Source organism: Citrobacter sp. ABFQG, assembly GCF_004322975.1.
In the GTDB taxonomy this organism is placed as follows: Bacteria; Pseudomonadota; Gammaproteobacteria; order Enterobacterales; family Enterobacteriaceae; genus Citrobacter; species Citrobacter freundii.
This window is the reverse complement of the sequence record NZ_CP036435.1, coordinates 2,650,831-2,671,225: the sequence shown is the minus strand read 5'-3', so window position 1 is coordinate 2,671,225 and position 20,395 is coordinate 2,650,831. Positions and strand designations below refer to the sequence as shown.

At 51.1% G+C, this 20,395-nt stretch carries 18 protein-coding genes; 8 read left to right on the top strand and 10 right to left on the bottom strand.

Translation table 11 applies throughout. The features are described from left to right. Positions 1–73: 73 nt before the first annotated feature. Positions 74–3,520, top strand: a complete 3,447-nt coding sequence (gene mfd / locus WN16_RS12980; protein WP_044700616.1) for a transcription-repair coupling factor — start codon at positions 74–76, stop codon at positions 3,518–3,520. A 149-nt stretch (positions 3,521–3,669) separates the two neighbouring features. After that, the gene (locus tag WN16_RS12975; protein ID WP_044700617.1) at positions 3,670–4,635 is read left to right on the top strand and encodes a L,D-transpeptidase family protein; all 966 of its coding nucleotides are present in this window, start codon (positions 3,670–3,672) and stop codon (positions 4,633–4,635) included. Positions 4,636–4,721: 86 nt separating this feature from the next. On the opposite strand, the gene bhsA is transcribed toward WN16_RS12975, so the two are convergent. After that, positions 4,722–4,979, bottom strand: a complete 258-nt coding sequence (gene bhsA / locus WN16_RS12970; protein WP_003030810.1) for a multiple stress resistance protein BhsA — start codon at positions 4,977–4,979, stop codon at positions 4,722–4,724. 243 nt (positions 4,980–5,222) lie between these two features. Between bhsA and comR the strand changes: the two genes are divergently transcribed. Together comR and WN16_RS12960 are read left to right on the top strand one after the other, a co-directional pair. Beyond that, entirely contained in the window at positions 5,223–5,858 is a 636-nt protein-coding gene (gene comR, locus WN16_RS12965; protein WP_003030812.1) for a TetR family copper-responsive transcriptional repressor ComR, read from the top strand. A gap of 255 nt (positions 5,859–6,113) precedes the next feature. Then, positions 6,114–8,294: a TonB-dependent siderophore receptor gene (locus tag WN16_RS12960; RefSeq protein ID WP_044700620.1), complete on the top strand. Its 2,181-nt coding sequence runs from the start codon at positions 6,114–6,116 to the stop codon at positions 8,292–8,294. 57 nt (positions 8,295–8,351) lie between these two features. Here WN16_RS12960 and WN16_RS12955 read toward each other — a convergent pair whose 3' ends face one another. The 9 genes from WN16_RS12955 to WN16_RS12915 form a co-directional block, all read right to left on the bottom strand. Next, positions 8,352–8,891: a glycine zipper 2TM domain-containing protein gene (locus WN16_RS12955; RefSeq protein ID WP_003030814.1), complete on the bottom strand. Its 540-nt coding sequence runs from the start codon at positions 8,889–8,891 to the stop codon at positions 8,352–8,354. 168 nt (positions 8,892–9,059) lie between these two features. Continuing rightward, a complete protein-coding gene (gene ndh / locus WN16_RS12950; RefSeq protein WP_003846726.1) occupies positions 9,060–10,364 on the bottom strand; it encodes an NADH-quinone dehydrogenase in 1,305 nt (434 codons plus the stop codon). A gap of 236 nt (positions 10,365–10,600) precedes the next feature. Further along, positions 10,601–11,143 (bottom strand): alpha/beta hydrolase YcfP, encoded by a 543-nt coding sequence (gene ycfP / locus WN16_RS12945; protein WP_044700623.1) that lies wholly within the window; start codon positions 11,141–11,143, stop codon positions 10,601–10,603. A gap of 21 nt (positions 11,144–11,164) precedes the next feature. Then, positions 11,165–12,190, bottom strand: coding sequence for a beta-N-acetylhexosaminidase (gene nagZ, locus WN16_RS12940; RefSeq protein ID WP_003841848.1), 1,026 nt, complete (start codon positions 12,188–12,190; stop codon positions 11,165–11,167). A 10-nt stretch (positions 12,191–12,200) separates the two neighbouring features. Then, entirely contained in the window at positions 12,201–13,025 is an 825-nt protein-coding gene (gene thiK, locus WN16_RS12935; protein ID WP_003841846.1) for a thiamine kinase, read from the bottom strand. Continuing rightward, the gene (gene lpoB, locus WN16_RS12930) at positions 13,006–13,647 is read right to left on the bottom strand and encodes a penicillin-binding protein activator LpoB (protein WP_003030820.1); all 642 of its coding nucleotides are present in this window, start codon (positions 13,645–13,647) and stop codon (positions 13,006–13,008) included. Before lpoB ends, thiK begins: the two co-directional genes overlap by 20 nt. Before the next feature lie 13 nt (positions 13,648–13,660). Continuing rightward, positions 13,661–14,035 (bottom strand): YcfL family protein, encoded by a 375-nt coding sequence (locus tag WN16_RS12925; RefSeq protein WP_003846733.1) that lies wholly within the window; start codon positions 14,033–14,035, stop codon positions 13,661–13,663. A 2-nt stretch (positions 14,036–14,037) separates the two neighbouring features. Further along, on the bottom strand, positions 14,038–14,397 hold the full coding sequence (gene hinT, locus WN16_RS12920; protein ID WP_003030826.1) for a purine nucleoside phosphoramidase: 360 nt from the start codon (positions 14,395–14,397) through the stop codon (positions 14,038–14,040). 272 nt (positions 14,398–14,669) lie between these two features. Continuing rightward, on the bottom strand, positions 14,670–15,560 hold the full coding sequence (locus WN16_RS12915; protein ID WP_003841843.1) for a LysR family transcriptional regulator: 891 nt from the start codon (positions 15,558–15,560) through the stop codon (positions 14,670–14,672). 146 nt (positions 15,561–15,706) lie between these two features. On the opposite strand from WN16_RS12915, the gene WN16_RS12910 reads away from it, so the two are divergent. Genes WN16_RS12910 through WN16_RS12895 form a run of 4 tightly spaced genes read left to right on the top strand, consistent with a single transcriptional unit; the run spans position 15,707 to position 20,390 of the window. Next, positions 15,707–16,306: a cysteine hydrolase gene (locus tag WN16_RS12910; RefSeq protein ID WP_044700624.1), complete on the top strand. Its 600-nt coding sequence runs from the start codon at positions 15,707–15,709 to the stop codon at positions 16,304–16,306. Next, positions 16,303–17,340, top strand: a complete 1,038-nt coding sequence (gene hypE, locus WN16_RS12905) for a hydrogenase expression/formation protein HypE (protein WP_003846740.1) — start codon at positions 16,303–16,305, stop codon at positions 17,338–17,340. The genes WN16_RS12910 and hypE overlap by 4 nt, the downstream gene beginning before the upstream one ends. Next, positions 17,312–19,678, top strand: coding sequence for a carbamoyltransferase HypF (gene hypF, locus WN16_RS12900; protein ID WP_044700625.1), 2,367 nt, complete (start codon positions 17,312–17,314; stop codon positions 19,676–19,678). The genes hypE and hypF overlap by 29 nt, the downstream gene beginning before the upstream one ends. Beyond that, the gene (locus WN16_RS12895; RefSeq protein ID WP_044700626.1) at positions 19,671–20,390 is read left to right on the top strand and encodes an HAD family phosphatase; all 720 of its coding nucleotides are present in this window, start codon (positions 19,671–19,673) and stop codon (positions 20,388–20,390) included. The genes hypF and WN16_RS12895 overlap by 8 nt, the downstream gene beginning before the upstream one ends. Positions 20,391–20,395 lie beyond the last annotated feature (5 nt).

Below are 20,395 nucleotides of genomic sequence, written 5' to 3'. Positions count from 1 at the left end.
TATGAGAAACGATCACGGATAATAAAGAACATTGCTTATCAGATGTATATCTAAACGAGAACCTGACAACCGAATGCCTGAACAACATCGTTACACGCTCCCAGCGAAAGCTGGCGATCAGCGCCAGTTGGGTGAGCTTACCGGTGCCGCCTGCGCAACGCTGGTCGCCGAAATCGCCGAACATCACGCCGGTCCAGTGGTGCTGATCGCGCCGGACATGCAAAATGCTTTGCGCCTGCATGATGAAATTCGTCAGTTTACCGACCAGATGGTGATGAACCTGGCCGACTGGGAAACGCTGCCCTATGACAGTTTTTCTCCCCATCAGGAGATTATCTCTTCGCGTCTCTCTACGCTGTATCAACTGCCTGCCATGCAGCGAGGCGTGCTGATCGTTCCGGTAAATACTCTGATGCAGCGTGTCTGTCCGCACAGCTATCTGCACGGGCATGCGCTGGTCATGAAAAAAGGTCAGCGGCTTTCGCGCGACGCCCTGCGCGAACAGCTGGATAGCGCTGGCTATCGCCATGTTGATCAGGTCATGGAACACGGCGAATTCGCCACGCGCGGCGCGTTGTTGGATCTGTTCCCGATGGGCAGCGAGTTGCCTTATCGTCTGGATTTCTTTGATGACGAAATCGACAGCCTGCGTCTGTTTGATACCGACACCCAGCGCACGCTGGAAGAAGTCGATGCCATTAATTTGCTTCCCGCGCACGAATTCCCGACTGACAAAACGGCCATCGAGCTATTCCGTAGTCAGTGGCGCGATACCTTTGAGGTTAAACGCGACGCCGAACATATTTATCAGCAGGTCAGCAAAGGCACGTTACCTGCGGGTATTGAATACTGGCAACCGCTATTTTTCAGCGAGCCGCTGCCGCCGCTGTTCAGCTACTTCCCTGCCAATACGTTATTGGTCAATACCGGTGATATCGAGACCAGCGCAGAACGCTTCCAGGCCGATACCCTGTCACGCTTTGAAAATCGCGGTGTTGATCCAATGCGCCCGCTTCTGCCGCCGGAATCGCTGTGGCTGCGGGTTGATGAGCTGTTTTCTGAACTTAAACGCTGGCCGCGCGTTCAACTGAAAACCGAGAGTCTGGCGAACAAAGCTGCGAATACCAACCTCGGGTTCCAGAAGCTGCCGGACATCGCCGTGCAGGCACAGCAAAAATCACCGTTAGATGCGTTACGTAAATTCCTTGAGGGCTTTACCGGCCCGGTGATTTTCTCGGTCGAAAGTGAAGGCCGACGTGAAGCGCTTGGCGAGTTGCTCGCTCGTATCAAAGTGGCACCGAAGCGGATATTGCGACTCGATGAAGCCGTAGATAACGGTCGTTATCTGATGATTGGCGCAGCTGAGCACGGCTTCATCGATAGCAAACGCAATCTGGCACTGATTTGTGAAAGCGATCTGCTTGGGGAACGCGTGGCGCGTCGCCGCCAGGATTCGCGTCGCACCATCAACCCGGATACATTAATTCGTAACCTTGCAGAGCTGCATCCCGGTCAGCCGGTAGTGCATCTGGAACACGGCGTGGGTCGCTATGCCGGGATGACCACGCTGGAAGCGGGCGGTATCACCGGTGAATATCTGATGCTCACCTATGCCAACGATGCCAAACTGTACGTGCCGGTGTCGTCACTGCATCTGATCAGCCGCTATGCAGGCGGTGCAGAAGAGAATGCACCGCTGCATAAACTGGGCGGCGATGCTTGGTCACGCGCCCGACAGAAAGCCGCTGAGAAGGTGCGCGATGTCGCGGCAGAGCTGCTGGATATTTATGCCCAGCGCGCGGCGAAAGAAGGCTTTGCCTTTAAGCATGACCGTGAACAGTATCAGCTGTTTTGCGACAGCTTCCCGTTTGAAACCACGCCTGACCAGGCGCAGGCGATCAACGCTGTACTCAGCGATATGTGCCAACCTCTGGCCATGGACCGCCTGGTGTGCGGTGACGTCGGTTTTGGTAAAACCGAAGTCGCGATGCGCGCCGCTTTCCTTGCCGTAGAGAACCACAAACAGGTTGCCGTGCTGGTTCCGACTACCCTGCTCGCACAGCAGCACTTCGACAACTTCCGCGATCGTTTTGCCAACTGGCCGGTACGCATTGAGATGTTGTCCCGTTTCCGTAGCGCCAAAGAGCAAGCGCAGATTCTGGAACAGGTTGCCGAGGGGAAAATTGATATTCTCATCGGCACGCACAAACTGCTGCAAGCGGATGTGAAGTTAAAAGATCTGGGTCTGCTGATTGTCGATGAAGAGCACCGTTTCGGCGTTCGCCACAAAGAACGCATCAAGGCGATGCGTGCGGATGTCGATATTCTGACCCTGACGGCAACGCCTATTCCGCGTACGCTCAATATGGCGATGAGCGGCATGCGCGATCTGTCGATTATCGCCACGCCGCCTGCTCGTCGTCTGGCGGTCAAAACCTTCGTGCGCGAATACGACAGCCTGGTGGTACGCGAGGCGATCCTGCGTGAAGTTCTGCGCGGGGGACAAGTTTATTATCTGTTTAACGACGTCGAAAATATCCAGAAAACCGCTGACAGATTAGCAGAACTGGTGCCGGAAGCGCGTATTGGTATCGGCCACGGGCAAATGCGCGAGCGCGAGCTGGAACGCGTGATGAACGATTTCCACCATCAGCGTTTTAACGTGCTGGTGTGTACCACCATTATCGAAACCGGGATCGATATTCCGACCGCCAACACTATTATCATCGAACGCGCCGATCACTTTGGTTTAGCGCAATTGCACCAGCTACGCGGTCGTGTGGGACGCTCACACCATCAGGCGTACGCCTGGCTGCTGACGCCGCATCCAAAAGCAATGACCACCGACGCGCAAAAGCGTCTGGAAGCCATCGCTTCGCTGGAAGATTTGGGTGCAGGATTTGCGCTGGCGACCCACGACCTTGAAATTCGCGGCGCCGGGGAACTGCTGGGTGAAGATCAAAGTGGTTCCATGGAAAGCATCGGCTTCTCGTTGTATATGGAGCTGCTGGAAAATGCTGTCGATGCGCTCAAAGAGGGACGCGAACCATCACTGGAAGATCTCACCAGCCAGCAAACCGAAGTTGAATTGCGTATGCCGTCTCTGCTGCCGGATGACTATATACCGGATGTTAACACCCGACTATCGTTCTACAAGCGCATTGCCAGCGCGAAAGGCGAAAACGAACTGGAAGAGATTAAGGTCGAGCTGATAGATCGTTTTGGCCTGCTGCCCGACCCGGCTCGTACGTTGCTGGATATCGCTCGTTTACGCCAGCAGGCGCAGAAACTGGGGATCAGAAAGCTCGAAGGTCATGACAAAGGCGGTACCATTGAATTTGCCGAGAAAAACCACGTCAACCCGGTCTGGCTGATTGGTTTACTGCAAAAACAACCGCAACACTTCCGTCTGGACGGCCCAACCCGACTGAAATTTATGCAGGATCTGGGCGAGCGTAAAACGCGGATCGACTGGGTCCGCCAGTTTATGCGTCAGCTTGAAGAAAACGCCGTAGCATAGTGAACAGGCCGGGTGAGCACACCACTCACCCGGCCTGATGAATTTACAAACTCTTTGCACTTCCCTGCACTTCCAGACACAGCAAACCGCCATAATTCTCGTTTACTTTTACATAATAAAAACCACGTAAAAACAATGGATTTATGGTGATGTTAAACAATAAACGACTCTCTCGCTGGCTCGCGTTTTTTACGCTGGCAGCGACCTTCGCGTTAGCACTTCCGGCTCAGGCAAACACCTGGCCGCTGCCACCGCCGGGAAGCCGTCTGGTGGGCCAGAATACCGTTCACGTTGTTGAAGACAATGGCGGTTCTCTGGAGGCGATTGCGAAAAAATATAATGTCGGCTTTTTAGCGCTGCTGCAGGCCAACCCCGGCGTTGACCCTTACGTACCACGTCCGGGCAGCGTGCTGACTATACCGTTACAAACTCTGCTACCTGACGCCCCGCGCGAAGGTATTGTTATCAACCTCGCCGAACTGCGTCTTTATTATTACCAGCCGGGGACCAATTCGGTGACCGTTTATCCTATTGGTATTGGCCAGTTAGGTGGTGACACGCTGACGCCTACGATGGTAACCACCATTTCTGATAAACGCGCCAACCCCACCTGGACGCCGACGGCAAATATCCGCGCGCGATACAAAGCAAACGGAATTGACCTGCCTGCCGTTGTACCTGCCGGTCCGGATAACCCGATGGGCCATCATGCAATTCGCTTAGCGGCATACGGCGGCGTCTATCTGCTGCACGGCACCAATGCTGACTTTGGCATCGGCATGCGCGTCAGCTCCGGCTGTATTCGTCTGCGCGACGGTGATATCGAAACCCTGTTCCGTCAGGTAACGCCCGGAACTAAGGTCAATATTATCAATACGCCGATCAAAGCATCCGTTGAGCCTAACGGCGTGCGGCTAGTAGAAGTGCATCAACCGCTGTCCGAAAAAATCAATGACGACCCGCAACTGCTGCCAATCGTGCTGAATTCGTCCATGCAGACATTTAAAAATGCGGCGCAAACAGATAGCGCCGTCATGGATCATGCGATGGAGATTCGCTCAGGCATGCCGGTCGATGTGACCCGTCATCACGACGTTGCTCAACAGCCGATGTAAACTCCGCACATAAAAAAACCCCCGCTGGATTTTATTCCGCGGGGTTTTTTTATTTAACTCGCAGTGGCATTGCGATGGGTTAAATCTTATTTGTAGATAACAGCAGTCCCATGAAGGGTGTTAGGACCGGTAACGGAAGTAATACGGAAAGACTTCGCACCCATCTCATCGGCTTTCTGCGCCAGTTGATCTTCCAGTGAACCTAAGTTAGTCCCCGCATTCGCAGAAATAGTACCAACTTTCTCTTGACCCGCAGGTGTGGACTGAACTTCAACAGCGGCAAAGCTTGCAAATGACAGTGAGCTAAGAACAGCAGCAACAAACAGTGTTTTTACGTTTTTCATGATAGTGACCTTTAGCAGATGAATGGGTGTCGAAAAGATTAACTTAACGATCGATAGGTAAATCATAGATGTGATCCAGGTCACACGTCAATGTTTTTTTATAATGATCGTTATATAAAATATAAAGGTCTTATTTTTCATACCAATAGCTATAATTTATTTTTATCGTGAATCCGCTGGAGTGTGCAGTCGAATATTTTTATAATGGTTATTCAATAAACCCAACAAAGGTACATCGGCGCCATGACAACTGAAACGACAGGTTGTGCAAAAAAAAGCCGTGGCCGACCAAAAGTGTTCGACAGGGAAGCCGCGCTTGATAAGGCCATGACACTCTTCTGGCAGCACGGATATGAAGCGACCTCGCTCGCCGATCTCGTAGAAGCTACCGGCGCAAAAGCGCCCACGCTGTATGCGGAGTTCACCAATAAAGAAGGGTTGTTCCGTGCCGTACTGGACCGCTACATCACCCGCTTTGCGGCGAAACACGAAGCCCAGCTGTTTTGTGAAGAAAAAAGCCTTGAGTCCGCACTGGAAGACTATTTCACCGCCATAGCGACCTGCTTTACCAGCAAGGACACCCCGGCGGGATGTTTCATGATTAACACTTCTGCGACGCTGGCAGCCTCTTCCCGTGATATTGCGCACACGGTGAAATCCCGCCATGCAATGCAAGAACAGACGCTTACTCAGTTTCTTCATCAGCGTCAGCAACGTGGTGAAATCCCCGCCTACTGTGACGTGCAAAAACTGGCTGAATACCTGAACTGTATTTTACAAGGTATGTCGATCAGCGCCCGTGAAGGTGCAACGTTTGAAAAACTGATGCAGATCGCACGTACCACCCTGCGGCTGTGGCCCGAACTCGTCAAAGCTTAACCCTTTCCCGCAATTCCCCCACTGTACTAACACCCCCGGGAGCTGATAAAGCCCCCGGTTAGATTCCCGTTCCATTGCCCCTACATTTCTCATTGTTTTCATCGTGTTATCCTATCATTTTTTGTAAAAGGTATTGATAACGACAATTGTTATCAGCAATATTCGCATTTGTTTTAATACCTGTTTCACAATGTAACCATCGGTTTCTCTACCGCCATAACAAAAACAGATCGACTCTTTTTAAAAGGAATACAAATGAATAAGCGTCTCTGGGTGCTCAATCCTCTCCTGTTGTCTTTAACCCTCCCGGCCATTGCGGCTGAGGAAGAGAACCTTATCGTCAGCGCCAACCGTAGCCAACGCACCGTGGCAGAAATGGCGCAAACGACCTGGGTTATTGAAGGAAGCGAGATTGAACAACAGGTTCAGGGGGGGAAAGAGTTCAAGGATGTTCTTGCTCAGTTAATCCCAGGAATCGATGTCAGTAGCCAGGGGCGTACAAACTACGGCATGAACATGCGTGGTCGCGCCATTGTCGTGCTCATTGACGGTGTCCGTCTGAACTCCTCGCGAACCGACAGCCGTCAGCTTGACTCCATTGACCCGTTTAACATTGCGCACATTGAAGTCATTTCAGGCGCAACCTCACTTTATGGCGGTGGCAGTACCGGCGGATTAATCAACATCGTCACCAAAAAAGGCCAGCCGGAGCGTGAAGTAGAACTCGAACTGGGGAGCAAAAGCGGCTTCAACAACAGTAATGATCATGATGAACGCGTTGCCGCGGCGGTGAGTGGAGGAACAGATCGCGCTTCCGGGCGTATGTCCGTCGCGTATCAACGATTTGGCGGCTGGTATGACGGTAATCACGATGCCCTGCTGCTGGATAACACCCAAACCGGGCTACAGCACTCCGATCGTCTGGACGTGATGGGCACCGGGACGATTGAACTTGACGACAACCGTCAGTTGCAACTGGTTACACAGTATTACAAGAGCCAGGGGGATGATGATTACGGGCTGGATCTCGGCGAGAACATGTCCGCCGTAACCGGAAACGGTAAAGCTTATACCAGCAGCGGACTGAATTCCGATCGTATTCCCGGAACCGAACGTCATCTGATCAGCCTGCAATATTCAGATGCGGATTTTTTCGGCCAGAACCTGGTCAGCCAAATCTATTACCGCGACGAATCGCTGAAATTCTATCCTTTCCCGACGCTCAGCAAAGGTAAGGTCACCAGTTTCTCCGCATCTCAGCAGGACACAGACCAGTTTGGCGCCAAAATTACCCTCAACAGCCAGTTGATGGATAACTGGGAGCTGACGTGGGGTATCGATGCCGATCACGAGACCTTCGATTCCAATCAGAAATTCTTCGATCTGGCCTGGTCCCTGCCCTCCGGCGGCATGGATAACCGCACCGCTTATACCACCGGGCGTTACCCCGGTTACAGCATCACCAACTTTGCGCCTTTCCTGCAAAACAGCTATGACATTAACGACATCTTTACCCTCAGCGGCGGCGTGCGCTATCAATGGACCGAAAACAGGGTTGATGATTTCGTTGGCTATGCTCAACAGCAGGGAATCGCGACCGGGCTTGCGAACTCTGCCGATACCATTCCGGGCGGCAAAACCGATTACGATAATTTCCTGTTCAACGCCGGTATCCTCGCCCATCTGACTGACCGTCAGCAAACGTGGTTTAATTTCTCTCAGGGCGTGGAGCTTCCGGATCCAGGGAAATATTACGGTAACGGCACCTATTCGCTGGTTGGCGATCATTACCAGCTCCAGCGCAGCGTCAACGTGGCGGATTCACGTCTGGAAGGGATTAAAGTTAACTCGTACGAACTGGGATGGCGCTACACCGGCGATAGTCTGCGCACGCAACTGGCCGCTTACTACTCGACTTCGGATAAATCGATCGTTATCAACCGCAGCGATATGACCATTAACGTTCAACCCGACGATCGCCGCATTTATGGCATTGAAGGCGCGGTGGATTATTTCATTGCGGATACGGACTGGAGCCTGGGCGGCAACTTCAATGTCATTAAATCGGAAGTGAAACAGAACGGTAAATGGCAAAAATGGGATGTGACTCTGGCCTCACCGTCGAAAGCAACCGCATGGGTCGGCTGGGCACCAGAACCGTGGACCTTGCGCGTACAGAGCCAGCAAACATTTGATCTGACCGACGCCAGCGGCAATAAGCTGGATGGCTATAACACCATGGACTTTATCGGCAGCTATCAGCTCCCGTTGGGTAAGCTGACCTTTAGCGTGGAAAACCTGCTGAATGAAGAGTACACCACGCTATGGGGACAACGTGCGCCACTGCTGTACAGCCCAACCTACGGCAGTCCGTCACTGTATGAATACAAGGGCCGGGGCCGCACCTTTGGTCTGAACTATGCCTTAACCTTCTGATAAAAAAAGCCCCCCAGCCTGAGCGAATGGGGGGCTAATGTTCAGGATAATGCTATTTTACGCTTTGTTATTCAGTACCAACTGTCCGTTGTTATCCAACGGAATTTGCGCGCCGGGGTCCTTATCCATACGGATTTTCCCCTGCTGATCGCCAATTTTGTACGTCACGTCGTAGCCCAGCATCTTTTCAGATTTGTCATACACCGTTTTACAACGCTGCTGTGTGGTGGTGTAAGTATCGTTTTCCTGCATCGAACCCTGAATCTGATTACCTGCATAGCCGCCGCCTAAAGCCCCGGCCACGGTGGCAATATCTTTACCACGTCCGCCGCCAAACTGATGGCCAATAACGCCACCCGCAACCGCACCCAATACGGAACCCGCAATACGGTTTTCATCTTGAACCGGCTTACGGTGCGTGACAGTTACGTTCCGGCACTCCTGACGCGGTGTTTTTACCGACTCTTTAATCGGTGTTGCAGAGACAACTTGCGCATACTGTGGGCCACGCTCGAAAACGTTCAGACTGGCCACTGCTGCAACACCCAGCGCAGCAGCTACGCCAATCCCTATACCCGCCAACATTGATTTATTCACGGGACTTCCTCCTTTTTTGCTATTAGCAACAACTTTGCAACAGAAGGTAAGGAATGCCAATCAGATTACGGATGAAAATAGCAGGATGGGGCACGAACGCAGGATGATTCGGAGAACTCTGAAGGAAGGCGCCGGATGCGTAAAATCATCCGGCGCCACAAGTCGATATTAATGCAGTTTCAGACGCGGGCGAATCACCCGGTTGATACTACCGACCAGCATCATCAGGCCGGTTTTGAAGTAGCCGTGTAAAGCAATCTGGTGCATGCGGTACAGTGAGATGTATACAAAGCGCGCAATACGCCCTTCCACCATCATCGAACCACGAGTCAGGTTGCCCATCAGGCTACCCACGGTAGAAAAGTTAGAGAGCGAGACCAGAGAGCCGTGATCTTTGTACTGATACGCTTTCAGTGGCTTGCCGTTCATCTGTGCCAGAATATTGTTCATCGCACAGGTCGCCATCTGGTGTGCTGCCTGAGCGCGTGGAGGCACAAAACCCCCTTCCGGGCGAGCGCAGGAAGCGCAGTCGCCAATCGCGTACACGTCAGGATCGCGCGTGGTCTGCAGAGTTGGCTCAACCACCAGTTGGTTAATACGGTTCGTTTCCAGACCGCCAATGTCTTTCATAAAGTCTGGCGCTTTGATACCCGCCGCCCACACCATCAGGTCGGCTTTAATGTATTCGCCATCTTTGGTGTGCAGTCCGCCTTCGTCAGCGCTGGTGACCATAGTCTGGGTCAGTACGCGTACGCCCAGTTTGGTTAACTCATTATGCGCAGCACCGGAAATACGCGGCGGCAACGCAGGCAGAATGCGCTCGCCAGCTTCCACCAGCGTAACGTTCAGCGCATCGTTGGTCAGCCCTTTGTAACCATAGCTGTGCAGCTGTTTTACCGCATTGTGCAGCTCAGCGGAGAGCTCAACCCCCGTCGCACCACCGCCCACAATGGCGATATTCACTTTTCCGTTAGCGCCCAGATTCGCGGAATACTTCAGGAACAGATTCAGCATCTCCTGGTGGAAACGACGCGCCTGATGCGGGTTATCGAGGAAAATGCAGTTTTCTTTCACGCCAGGGGTGTTGAAATCGTTGGAGGTACTGCCCAACGCCATCACCAGCGTGTCATACGGCACTTTACGCTCAGGAACCAGCAGATCCCCTTTCTCATCGCGCAGCTCAGCGAGAGTAATGGTCTTCGCTTCACGATCGATATCTATCACCGAACCTAACTGAAACTGGAAGCCATGGTTACGGGCATGTGCCAGATAGCTCAGCGCATCCACGCCTTCATCCAGTGAACCCGTCGCCACTTCATGCAGTAACGGTTTCCACAAATGACTGTGGTTTCTGTCTACCAGTGTGATTTTGGCCTTTTTCTTACGCCCGAGTTTTTTACCCAACTGCGTCGCCATTTCCAGTCCGCCAGCACCGCCGCCGACAATCACGATCCTTTTCAATGGTGTAGTCAACGTGACCCCCTCAAATTTATTAACCAATTGTTAATTAAAAGTTATTTATATAGCTCTTAATTAACAACAAGTTACAGTAATGAAAATGTTCTTCGAGAGTGAGAATAACACGAACGGTGCATTGGTCATACCAAAATTGATGTGTATCAAGTTTTGATGCTGAAAAGATAGACAACCGGAACTTTAAGAACAAAAAAACCAGCCCGATGGCTGGTTTTTTACGCACTCAATAAGAATTAACCTAACGTCTTGAACGCTTTGATGCGCTGCAAATGCGGAGAGATATTCTTAAACTTATGCGTCTGCTCTTCGTCCCAGACTATCTCGTAAAAGTGATGCAGCTCTTCCGACGAACGCTGGCTATTGAGCGCTTCATCATGACGCGACAGGATAACCAGACAGCGATCGCGATTCTTTTCGCGGAAATTGGTCACGCATTTTGTTGCGATGTCTGCATACTCCTCAGGTCTGTCAACTTTGCCTTCCATGTTCTCATACGGGAACAGGTTAGGATTAAACACTACCTGACGAATATCACACAGAAAACCAATCCGTTCAGCCCAATATCCCCCGAGCCCCACACCACAAATCAGCGGACGGTCATCCACATTCAGCTGTAGCATTTTATCCACTTCTTTTAGCAGATGCTGCATATCATGTTTGGGATGCCGCGTACTGTAGCTAATCAGCCTGACATCCGGGTCGATGAATTGCAGCTGCAACACCTTCTCATGGTTGCCCGGGCTGTTAGAGTCAAAACCGTGTAAATAGATAATCATCGCATCCTCGCCAAACTTGCGTTAATGACCTGCTTTCTCTTCCTGCCAGCGCTCATGAAGCTGGTTTAGCTGAGCGCTTACCGTCTTCCAGCGTGCCGAATCCATCAGTTCCTGACGTGAAAATGAACCTTTATGATACAAACGTGTAACACGTTCTGCATTGATCGGCGACAGATTATCTAACACACTGACCGCTCCCTTACGATTATTGCAGACCAGGATCATATCGCAACCTGCATCCAGCGATGCCTGTCCACGCTGGGCATAGCTTCCCATAATCGCCGCCCCTTCCATCGACAAATCGTCGGAGAAAATGACACCATCGAAGCCAAGCTCCTGGCGCAGCACCGTTTTCAGCCAGTGAGGTGAGCCACTCGCCGGACGCGGATCTACATCACTGTAGATGACATGCGCAGGCATAATGGCATCCAGTTTGTTCTCAGTAATCAACGTCTGGAACACGGACATATCTTTCGCACGAATCTCGGCTTCTGAGCGAGGATCGGTTGGGGTTTCTTTGTGTGAATCCGCCGTCACGGCCCCATGACCAGGGAAATGTTTACCGGTCGTTTTCATGCCTGCGGCATGCATACCGTCAATGAAGCGGGTCGCCATCGCCAATGCTTTTAGCGGATCGGCGTGGTAAGAACGCTCGCCGATTGCGGCGCTGATATGGCCCACATCCAGTACCGGTGCAAAGCTGATATCAATGTCCATCGCGATCATTTCGCTGGCCATCAACCATCCGGCGTCCTGAGCCAGTTTGCCGCCCTCTTCCAGACCGTGCAGCGCGGCAAACGATTGAGCCGCAGGCAGGCGAGTAAAGCCTTCTCGAAAGCGCTGTACGCGTCCGCCTTCCTGATCTACCGCCACCACCAGATGGTTACGTGACGCAGTCCGGATTTGTCGCACTAATTCACGCAGCTGTTCCGGGTCATGATAATTTCGGGTAAAGAGGATCAACCCACCTACCAGCGGATGCGCCAGAATCTCACGCTCTTCTGCGTCCAGCTCATACCCTTCGACATCCAACATTACTGGGCCCACACTGCTCTCCTTATCCTTTCATTGTTAGCTGCCGCCAGGTTTCATCGGCCAGCCTGATAAATTGTCTATCACCGGTTTGCCGCCAGCGATACTCAAACCACCCCGCCTTCAGCATCATTATCCAGGGTTGCCATTGTCTGACTTGTCGCCACAAAACGTCTGGCTCAATGTGCGCTCGTTGAGCGTAGGTGCTAACCAGCTGTTGGTGCTGGGATTCATCGCTGACCCATACCGCCGCCAGCTCCAGGGCAATATCACCGTCTCCGGCGTATTCCCAGTCAATCAGCCGCAGCCCTGAGGCTGTGCGTACGATGTTGTCACCGTGAACATCCATATGCAGCGGCCCCAGACGCAAAGGTCGAGGCTCACCTCGTTTCCTCAGCCGCTTCAGCGCGCGCAGCCAGCATGGTGTACGACGCGCCGGATCGCCACACTGCCAGTACTGTTCAAGTAGCGGCAGCAGGCTGATTCGCCAGCCCAATCGGGGTTGCTGGTGCAGATGATACAGTAAGCCTGCGAGTTCGTCGGCGTCCGGTAATCTGGATTCTACCTTACCGTGAAAAAACTCGACGGCCATCCACCCACGCGTATAAAAATGAGGACGTGGCGCAAGGTTTTCTGGCAGGTGTTTTAACGCATGATATTGGCGTAAGAAATGCGATTCCGGCGCATCAGGGTCGTGATGACAACGCAGTACCAGCCGGTGAGAATGATGCTCAATGATGCAGCTCCCGCCGCTCAGGCCAGTTTGGCTGGCTGCGACGGGATGATACTGCGGGAAATAGCGCGACAACACTTCGCCGCGCGTGAGTCTGTTATTGTTGCTGAACGGCACCTTTACCTGACCAGATTATCTCGCCAGTTTGTACCAGCATTAATTGCATTTGCAGCGCAGGCGAATTGACGTTGCCGGATGCGCTGGAATAAAGCACATACTGCGCGCCAACGTTACGGGCGATACCAATCGCTTTACTGCGCGTTCCCAGACTATCGTTCGGCGACAGACCTAACTGCTGCTTGGCGACTGCCAGTTGCTGAGCGGAAACCAGAGTAAACTTACCGTTATTCGCCAGAGCATTACGTAAGGTTTCGGTGGCTTCACCCGCGTTCAGCGAGCCGTTGGTGCGGTTATTCACGCTATCAACCAGCAGAACGCCGCCCGCTTTTACGCCGTCAGCCTGCAGCATTTTTCCGACCATCGGCTGCATAGCCCCGTTCCAGTCATAATGACGTTGACGTGGCGTCGGCTGCGCCGTTTGGTCCTCGTGCTCAATCGGACCCGGCTGCTGCGGTATGGTTGGCACCGTTGGCACTACCGGCACCGGCTGTTGCGGCTGCACAGGCTGTTCCGGCACCGGCTTGACTTCCTCTACCGGTGCGGGCTCTCGTTGCACCACACAGCCAGAGAGAAACATCGCCAGCGCGGCAACCAGTGCGTAGCGATTCATTTTGATCATCAAGATTCACCCCTTACAAATAAAGATAAAGTCTAACCTTGTGCGCCCCCAGAAAATTGGCGCTGCCGTACAGCGTCACCGACGAATGAGCCGGAATAGTCACACTGCGTGGCGCTTCCAGAGGATGCATTTCCAGTCCTCTGGCGTCATACCAGTAAAACCGATAATGAACGGTGACGGGTTCTTGTCTTTCGTTATAGAGTCGCGAGGATGCCGAGGCCTGAATATCAGACGTGGTTAACGTGGGCTGTTCTGCTGTTATACCTGCCGCCAAAATCGTTGACTCCATCACCAGCGACTGTTCATCACTTACCGGAATTTCTGGGTGTGTTCGACAACCCGCCAGTAGCAGCAAGCCCAGTGAAAGTACAATGCATCCTCTGATCATGCCTACAGACCTTTATGCGCGAGCATTGGGCCAAGCGCACGGCCACCCAGCAGGTGCATATGAATGTGATACACCTCCTGACCCCCGTGGCGGTTGGTGTTCATGATTAAGCGGTACCCATCTGCAGCAATGCCTTCCTGCTCAGCAATTTTCGCTGCAACGGTGATCATGCGGCCCAATGCCTGTTCATGTTCAGCCGTCACATCGTTGACGGTTGGGATCAGGATGTTAGGAATGATCAGAATATGCGTAGGTGCCTGAGGGGAAATATCACGAAACGCAGTGACCAGTTCATCCTGGTATACGATATCCGACGGAATTTCACGACGAATAATTTTGCTGAATATAGTTTCTTCTGCCACGACGTTTTCCTTTTTTCATTAACAGCCCAAGCGTTTTGCCATGCTACGCCGGGTAACTCTGCGAGTATAGAGTATGAGCGAGTTACTCACGCTCTTTCAACTTTAACCCTCGATTTTTTAAGCGAAAACCCCAGTCAGTGCTGCTCTTATAACCATTTCCCTGCGCTATTGCTTAAGCATAGTACTGAAATCCTATTTCATTTATGCCCAAAGCGGTTTACACGTCAGGCATCAATGCGTGGCCGTTACCTTCTCGTCAGGGCGTATAACGGCTACATGACGATATCGGCCTCCCCGGCCACCACCAGGCGCAAGAAATCGTCCCGCCGATGGTTTTTAATTTTGGGGTTCCATGCCACACCAATGTTCCAGCGAATTTGTTTTTCAGCGAGCATCAATAGTCTCGCTTCGGCAGGCAAAAAATGCCGGACACTTGTGGGTAAAAAGGCGACTCCGTTCCCCCCGGCAACCAATGCCAATAGCGTAGTCATGTCATTTGTTACAGAGACCGGTTCAGCGCTAAGTTGGATGCTTTGTAGAAAGAGTGAGGTTTGTTCCGCAAGACATGGGCTGGTTGATGGATCCAACTGGAGTAAGGGATATGCCGATAGCGCACTCTGAATAGTCATGCTTTCCATATAACCCTCCATCGGAACAGCAAGAGCCAGCGTTTCCTCATAAAAAATATATGAAGCCAGGCCTTTACTGACCGGCATCCGGACAAAACCGATATGCAAGCGTCCTTCCAACAACATTTTCATCTGAGCGCTGGAGGGAAGATGATTAATAACCACTTCACACTCGGAAAATTGCTGATGGAATTGATTTATCCACTTAGGTACTTGCTGAAAAGAGGAAAGACCAAATCCCATAAATAACTTTTCACGATTTCTGGTATTTATTTCTTTCGCATAGTTTAGAAATTCAATATGGGATTGTAAAAGTTCATTGGCTTTTGAAAAAATCTGTTGACCAAATACTGTCAAACTCGCGCCATGGCGTCCGCGCAAAAAAAGCTCACCACCGGTCAAATGCTCCAGCGTTTGTATCTGCTTTGACAGTGCTGGCTGAGTCAGGAAAAGTTCCTTTGCAGCATTGCTATAACTTCCTTTTATCGCCAACGTAACAAAGGCACGCAGCAATTTCATATCTATTCCTTTCATTTATCGAACCTTGAAAAAAATGGAATTATACAAATACCTATAATAAGCACATGATAGCAAAGCATGGCAATAAATAAACATAACTCTCCATAGAGAAATCGCAAAAAAAATTACGCCCATTATTTTAATGATAAAAGAATATAAATATGCCAAATGTAGCTGTGTTAACAAATGATCTGCAATATGAATTTACATATAAAATAACCTATTCGGCTCAGGAATTAGAACAAAAATTGACTGCATTTAATCAGTTTCTTGACGGCATCAGAAATCAAAACCAGGCAGTCATCCATTTGCAGTTAATAAATGATCCTGCCGATCCCGCAGTACAACGGCGCTATAAAAATCGCGATGCAGGTATTCCCGCCCTCGCAGGACGACCTGAAAACCGAATAATCGACAGTATTTGCGCCCCCTCCGATCTCATCGTAGTAAAAGGCAGAGATAGCGGTTTCTTTAATAATAATCTTGATGAAACACTGCAAAAACTGGGTGTAAAAACGGTCATCGTGACCGGCTTACAAACGCATGTTTGCGTACAAACCACGGCCGCAGATGCATTTTTCCGCGGATACAATGTTTGGGTGCCGGAAGATTGCGTATTTGCCCCTTCTGCCGATGATACCACTCGCGCCTTAGAGTGGCTTGCCAGCTATTGCGCAACCGTTGCCCCCTCGGCTGAGATTTTATCGCTGCTAGCAAAACATGATGATCTTCCTGAGCGCAACGAAAGGAAAACCGCATGAAAAGTCCATTAACACAAGCGATGAAACCAACAGATACCGTCGTTCTGGACCATGGCACGGGCGCTCGCCTGAGCAGGGAACTGGTCGAATTAATTGCGGAAATTTTGGGCGATACTTATCTGGGAACCATGGAAGACAGCGCGTTACTGGAGTTACCGTCCCGACAAATTGCATTTACTACAGATTCTTTTGTTGTCACTCCGCTTATCTTTGGCAATGGGGATATCGGTAAAATTGCCGTATGCGGTACCGTTAACGATCTTGCGGTAAGTGGCGCACGTCCGCTGTATCTGACGCTGAGTCTCATTATTGAAGACGGTATGCCCATATCTGAACTGAGCGCCATTATTGAGTCAGTTCGCGATACAGCCATTGCTGCAGACGTCAAAATTGTTGCCGGAGACACGAAAGTTGTCGGCAAGGGTGAGGCAGATCGCTTGTTCATCAATACAGCAGGCGTCGGCGTTATTGAGCGCGCCCCCGTTTCAATCAAAAACGTGCGCCCAGGACAAAAAATCATCCTCAGTGGTTTTATTGGGAATCACTCCATTCATTTGTTATCTCTGCGTGAAGGTCTGGGGTTTGAACGAAATATTCTCAGCGACTGCGCCCCTCTCAACGCGATGATTCACCAGCTTATCGATGCCGTTCCTGCCGGGAAAATTGCCTCGATGAGAGATGTCACTCGCGGTGGACTTTCCGCGGTACTCCATGAACATGCCCGTGCAGCAAAGCATGAAATGCGCTGCGAACGGCAATCTTTACCCATCCAGCCTGAAACGGCGATGGCGGCAAATATGCTGGGCGTCGATGTCATCAATCTTGCAAACGAGGGATGCCTTTGCCTGTTTGTCGAACCAGACAGCGCAGAAGACGTGCTCAGACTATTAAAGACGCACCCACTTGGCCAAAAAGCCGCCATTATTGGCGAGGTATTAGCAACGCCAGAAGTGAGAGTCAGCATGCTTGAGCAGGATGGAACCGTATCGACAATAGAGGAGCTCTATGGTGCAGAATTGCCACGACTCTGCTGAGCAAGGCGGCGCTCTGGAAACCCGACGTTACCGCATTTGCGGAATTGTCCAGGGAGTCGGGTTTCGTCCTTTTGTCCATCGACTGGCTCGCACCTTTGCCGCGACCGGCTGGGTTCTCAATGATTCCGAAGGCGTGTTACTGGAACTACAGGCTACATCAGACAATATCGCGCAGCTTATTGATGAGCTGGCATCTAACCCGCCGCCAATGGCCCGCATAAATGGTATTGTGGAGGTACCGCGAGAAAATTCGGATCAACGTTACGCAGAGTTTAGTATCCGTAAAAGCCGTCAGCTTGCGAAGATGGATACCATTATCCCGCCAGACTCAAACGTCTGTCAGGATTGTCTGAACGAAATGTTTGATCCGCAGAACCCGCGCTATCGGTACGCTTTTATTAATTGCACAAACTGCGGGCCGCGATATTCAATTATCCAGGCAATGCCCTATGACCGTTCACAAACAACAATGCAAGCCTTTGCAATGTGCCCGGCCTGTCAGCATGAGTATGACGATCTCGATAATCGTCGTTATCACGCGCAACCCAATGCCTGCCCCGCATGCGGACCAAAACTGGATCTGAGGTCGCGTAATGGCGAGACCGTAATAACAGATGATATCGTCAAATTTGCCATAGCAAGGCTACACGAAGGGGCGATTATTGCGATTAAAAGCCTTGGCGGTTTTCATCTGGTTGTTGATGCGAGTAATGAAGATGCGGTTTCGCAACTGAGGCAACGCAAACGTAGAGATGCAAAACCTTTTGCCATTATGGTAAGGGACGCGGACAACGCGGCACAAATAGTCCACGTCAACGCTCAGGAAAGAAAACACCTGGAAAGTGTAGAGCGCCCCATCGTACTGCTGCGTAAACGCCGCAGTACGATGCCGGAAATCATCGCACCGCATAATCCGAATATTGGCGTCATGCTGCCATCAACGCCGCTTCAGTATTTAATGCTAGAAGATGCCACAATGCCAGCGCTGGTGATGACCAGCGGCAATCTTTCAGGCCACCCTATCGTATTTGATAATGTGAGTGCAATTGCGCAGTTGGGCGAAATCGCGGACTATTTTATTCTTAACGATCGTGATATTCACACGCGTATCGATGATTCAGTGGTCCGCGTTATGGCTCATCGTAACCACCTTTCATTCCTGCGACGTTCACGAGGTTATGCCCCCTATCCTGTCCACCTTCCTTTCAACGTTGATCCGATCATCGCTCTCGGGGCGGAACTGAAAACCACCGTTAGCATTGCTAAAGGTAATAAGGTGTTTATGAGTCAACACATTGGCGATCTCAAAAATGACCTTACGTTTAAATCACACCTTGCGTGCGTCAATCACCTGCAAAAGCTCCTCGATATTGAGCCAACGATTGTGGCCTGTGACCTTCATCCGGCATTTCGCTCAACGCGCAATGCGCTGGAGCAATCGCAGCTGCGGGTTATTCAGGTACAGCATCATCATGCGCATATGGCTGCGTGTATGGCCGAGAACGGACTCAGAGGAAAAACAATTGGCGTAGTATTCGACGGTACGGGTTACGGCACTGATGGCACAATCTGGGGTGGCGAATTTCTTGTGGGGGATACCAGAAGCGTTGAACGTGCAGCACATCTGCGCCACATCGCTTTACCAGGCGGTGACAGCGCGGTTAAAGAACCCATCCGGATCGCTATTTCGCTATTAACAGAAATTTTCGGCGAGCATATTCCTGAATCCTCAATTCCAGGTCTAAGCACGTTGCCGGCTCAACAGCGTGACGTCTTCGCCAAAATGGCTATGCGCAGGATCAACACGCCTGTAACCAGCAGCATCGGTCGACTTTTCGATGGCATCTCCGCATTAATGGGTATTTGTACGCATATTGAATACGAAGCGCAGGCCGCCATTGAATTAGAAGCGTTGTTGCAATGCGATCTTCATATGGCGCAACCTTTTGCCTTCTCGATTGTGGAATCAGAAGACCATCTCGAAGTGGATTATCGCCCGTTGGTCCACGAACTGATTTCAGCACTGACAACACGGCCTCTCGATTTACCTGAGTTAAGCCGACGCTTTCATTCGACCATCGTAGAGATTATTACCGCGGTCTGCATCCGTTTGTCTGTGCACGCAAAAACACGGCAAGTGGTATTAAGCGGCGGGGTTTTTTGTAATGAGTTTCTTCTCATCAATGCTCTTGACCGATTACACGCGGCAGGATTTGAAGCTTACTGCCATCAACTTGTACCCACTAATGATGGAGGGATCTCTTTAGGACAAATTGCCGTCGCGTCCAGACTAAGTCAAACGAGTCAAACTAATAATAAGGAAACCGAGTATGCATAATATCACCAACAGAGCTGCCGCCGTGTTATTTGACATGGACGGTGTGCTTATTGATTCAAATGAGGTTATAGAAAGAGCCTGGCGCGAAACAGCAGATATGTATGGTAAGACAATATCTGAAGACGAGATTATCAAACATATCCACGGGCAACCTGGTCCACATACTATTCGGGCACTGTTCAGTGACCTACCGCTCGTGGATCAGCAAAAAGTTCAGGCTCATATTATTCATGTCGAAAACACGGCTTCCTACAACCCTATTCCCGGTGTCTCTGAGCTTATCACTGCGCTGGATGCAGCAGGCGTCCGGGTTGGTATTGTAACCAGTGGCTGGCGCGAGAAAATCGACCGTGTGACGGCGATGCTTCAGGTTCAGTCTTGCATTTCCGTTATTGTTGAACGCGATGACGTCTCCCGGGGAAAACCCTTCCCTGACCCGTATCTTCTCGCAGCCGAACGTCTTGATCTTCCTGCGGAGAAAACAATCGTCTTTGAAGATTCTAAAAGTGGCGTAACGTCCGCAGTTGCCGCTGGCGCGTTTTGCGTTGGCATCGGTGGCGTTGAATTGATTCCATGTGGTGCCAGACTTGCTATTCCAGACTTTACCGGTGTTGAGGTCATATCACGACTGGACGGAAACACCGCGATTTCATTTTGTCCGGACCACATTTTGATCATCGATAAAAAAGATATGTCTCAGGCATCAGAGTAGAATTA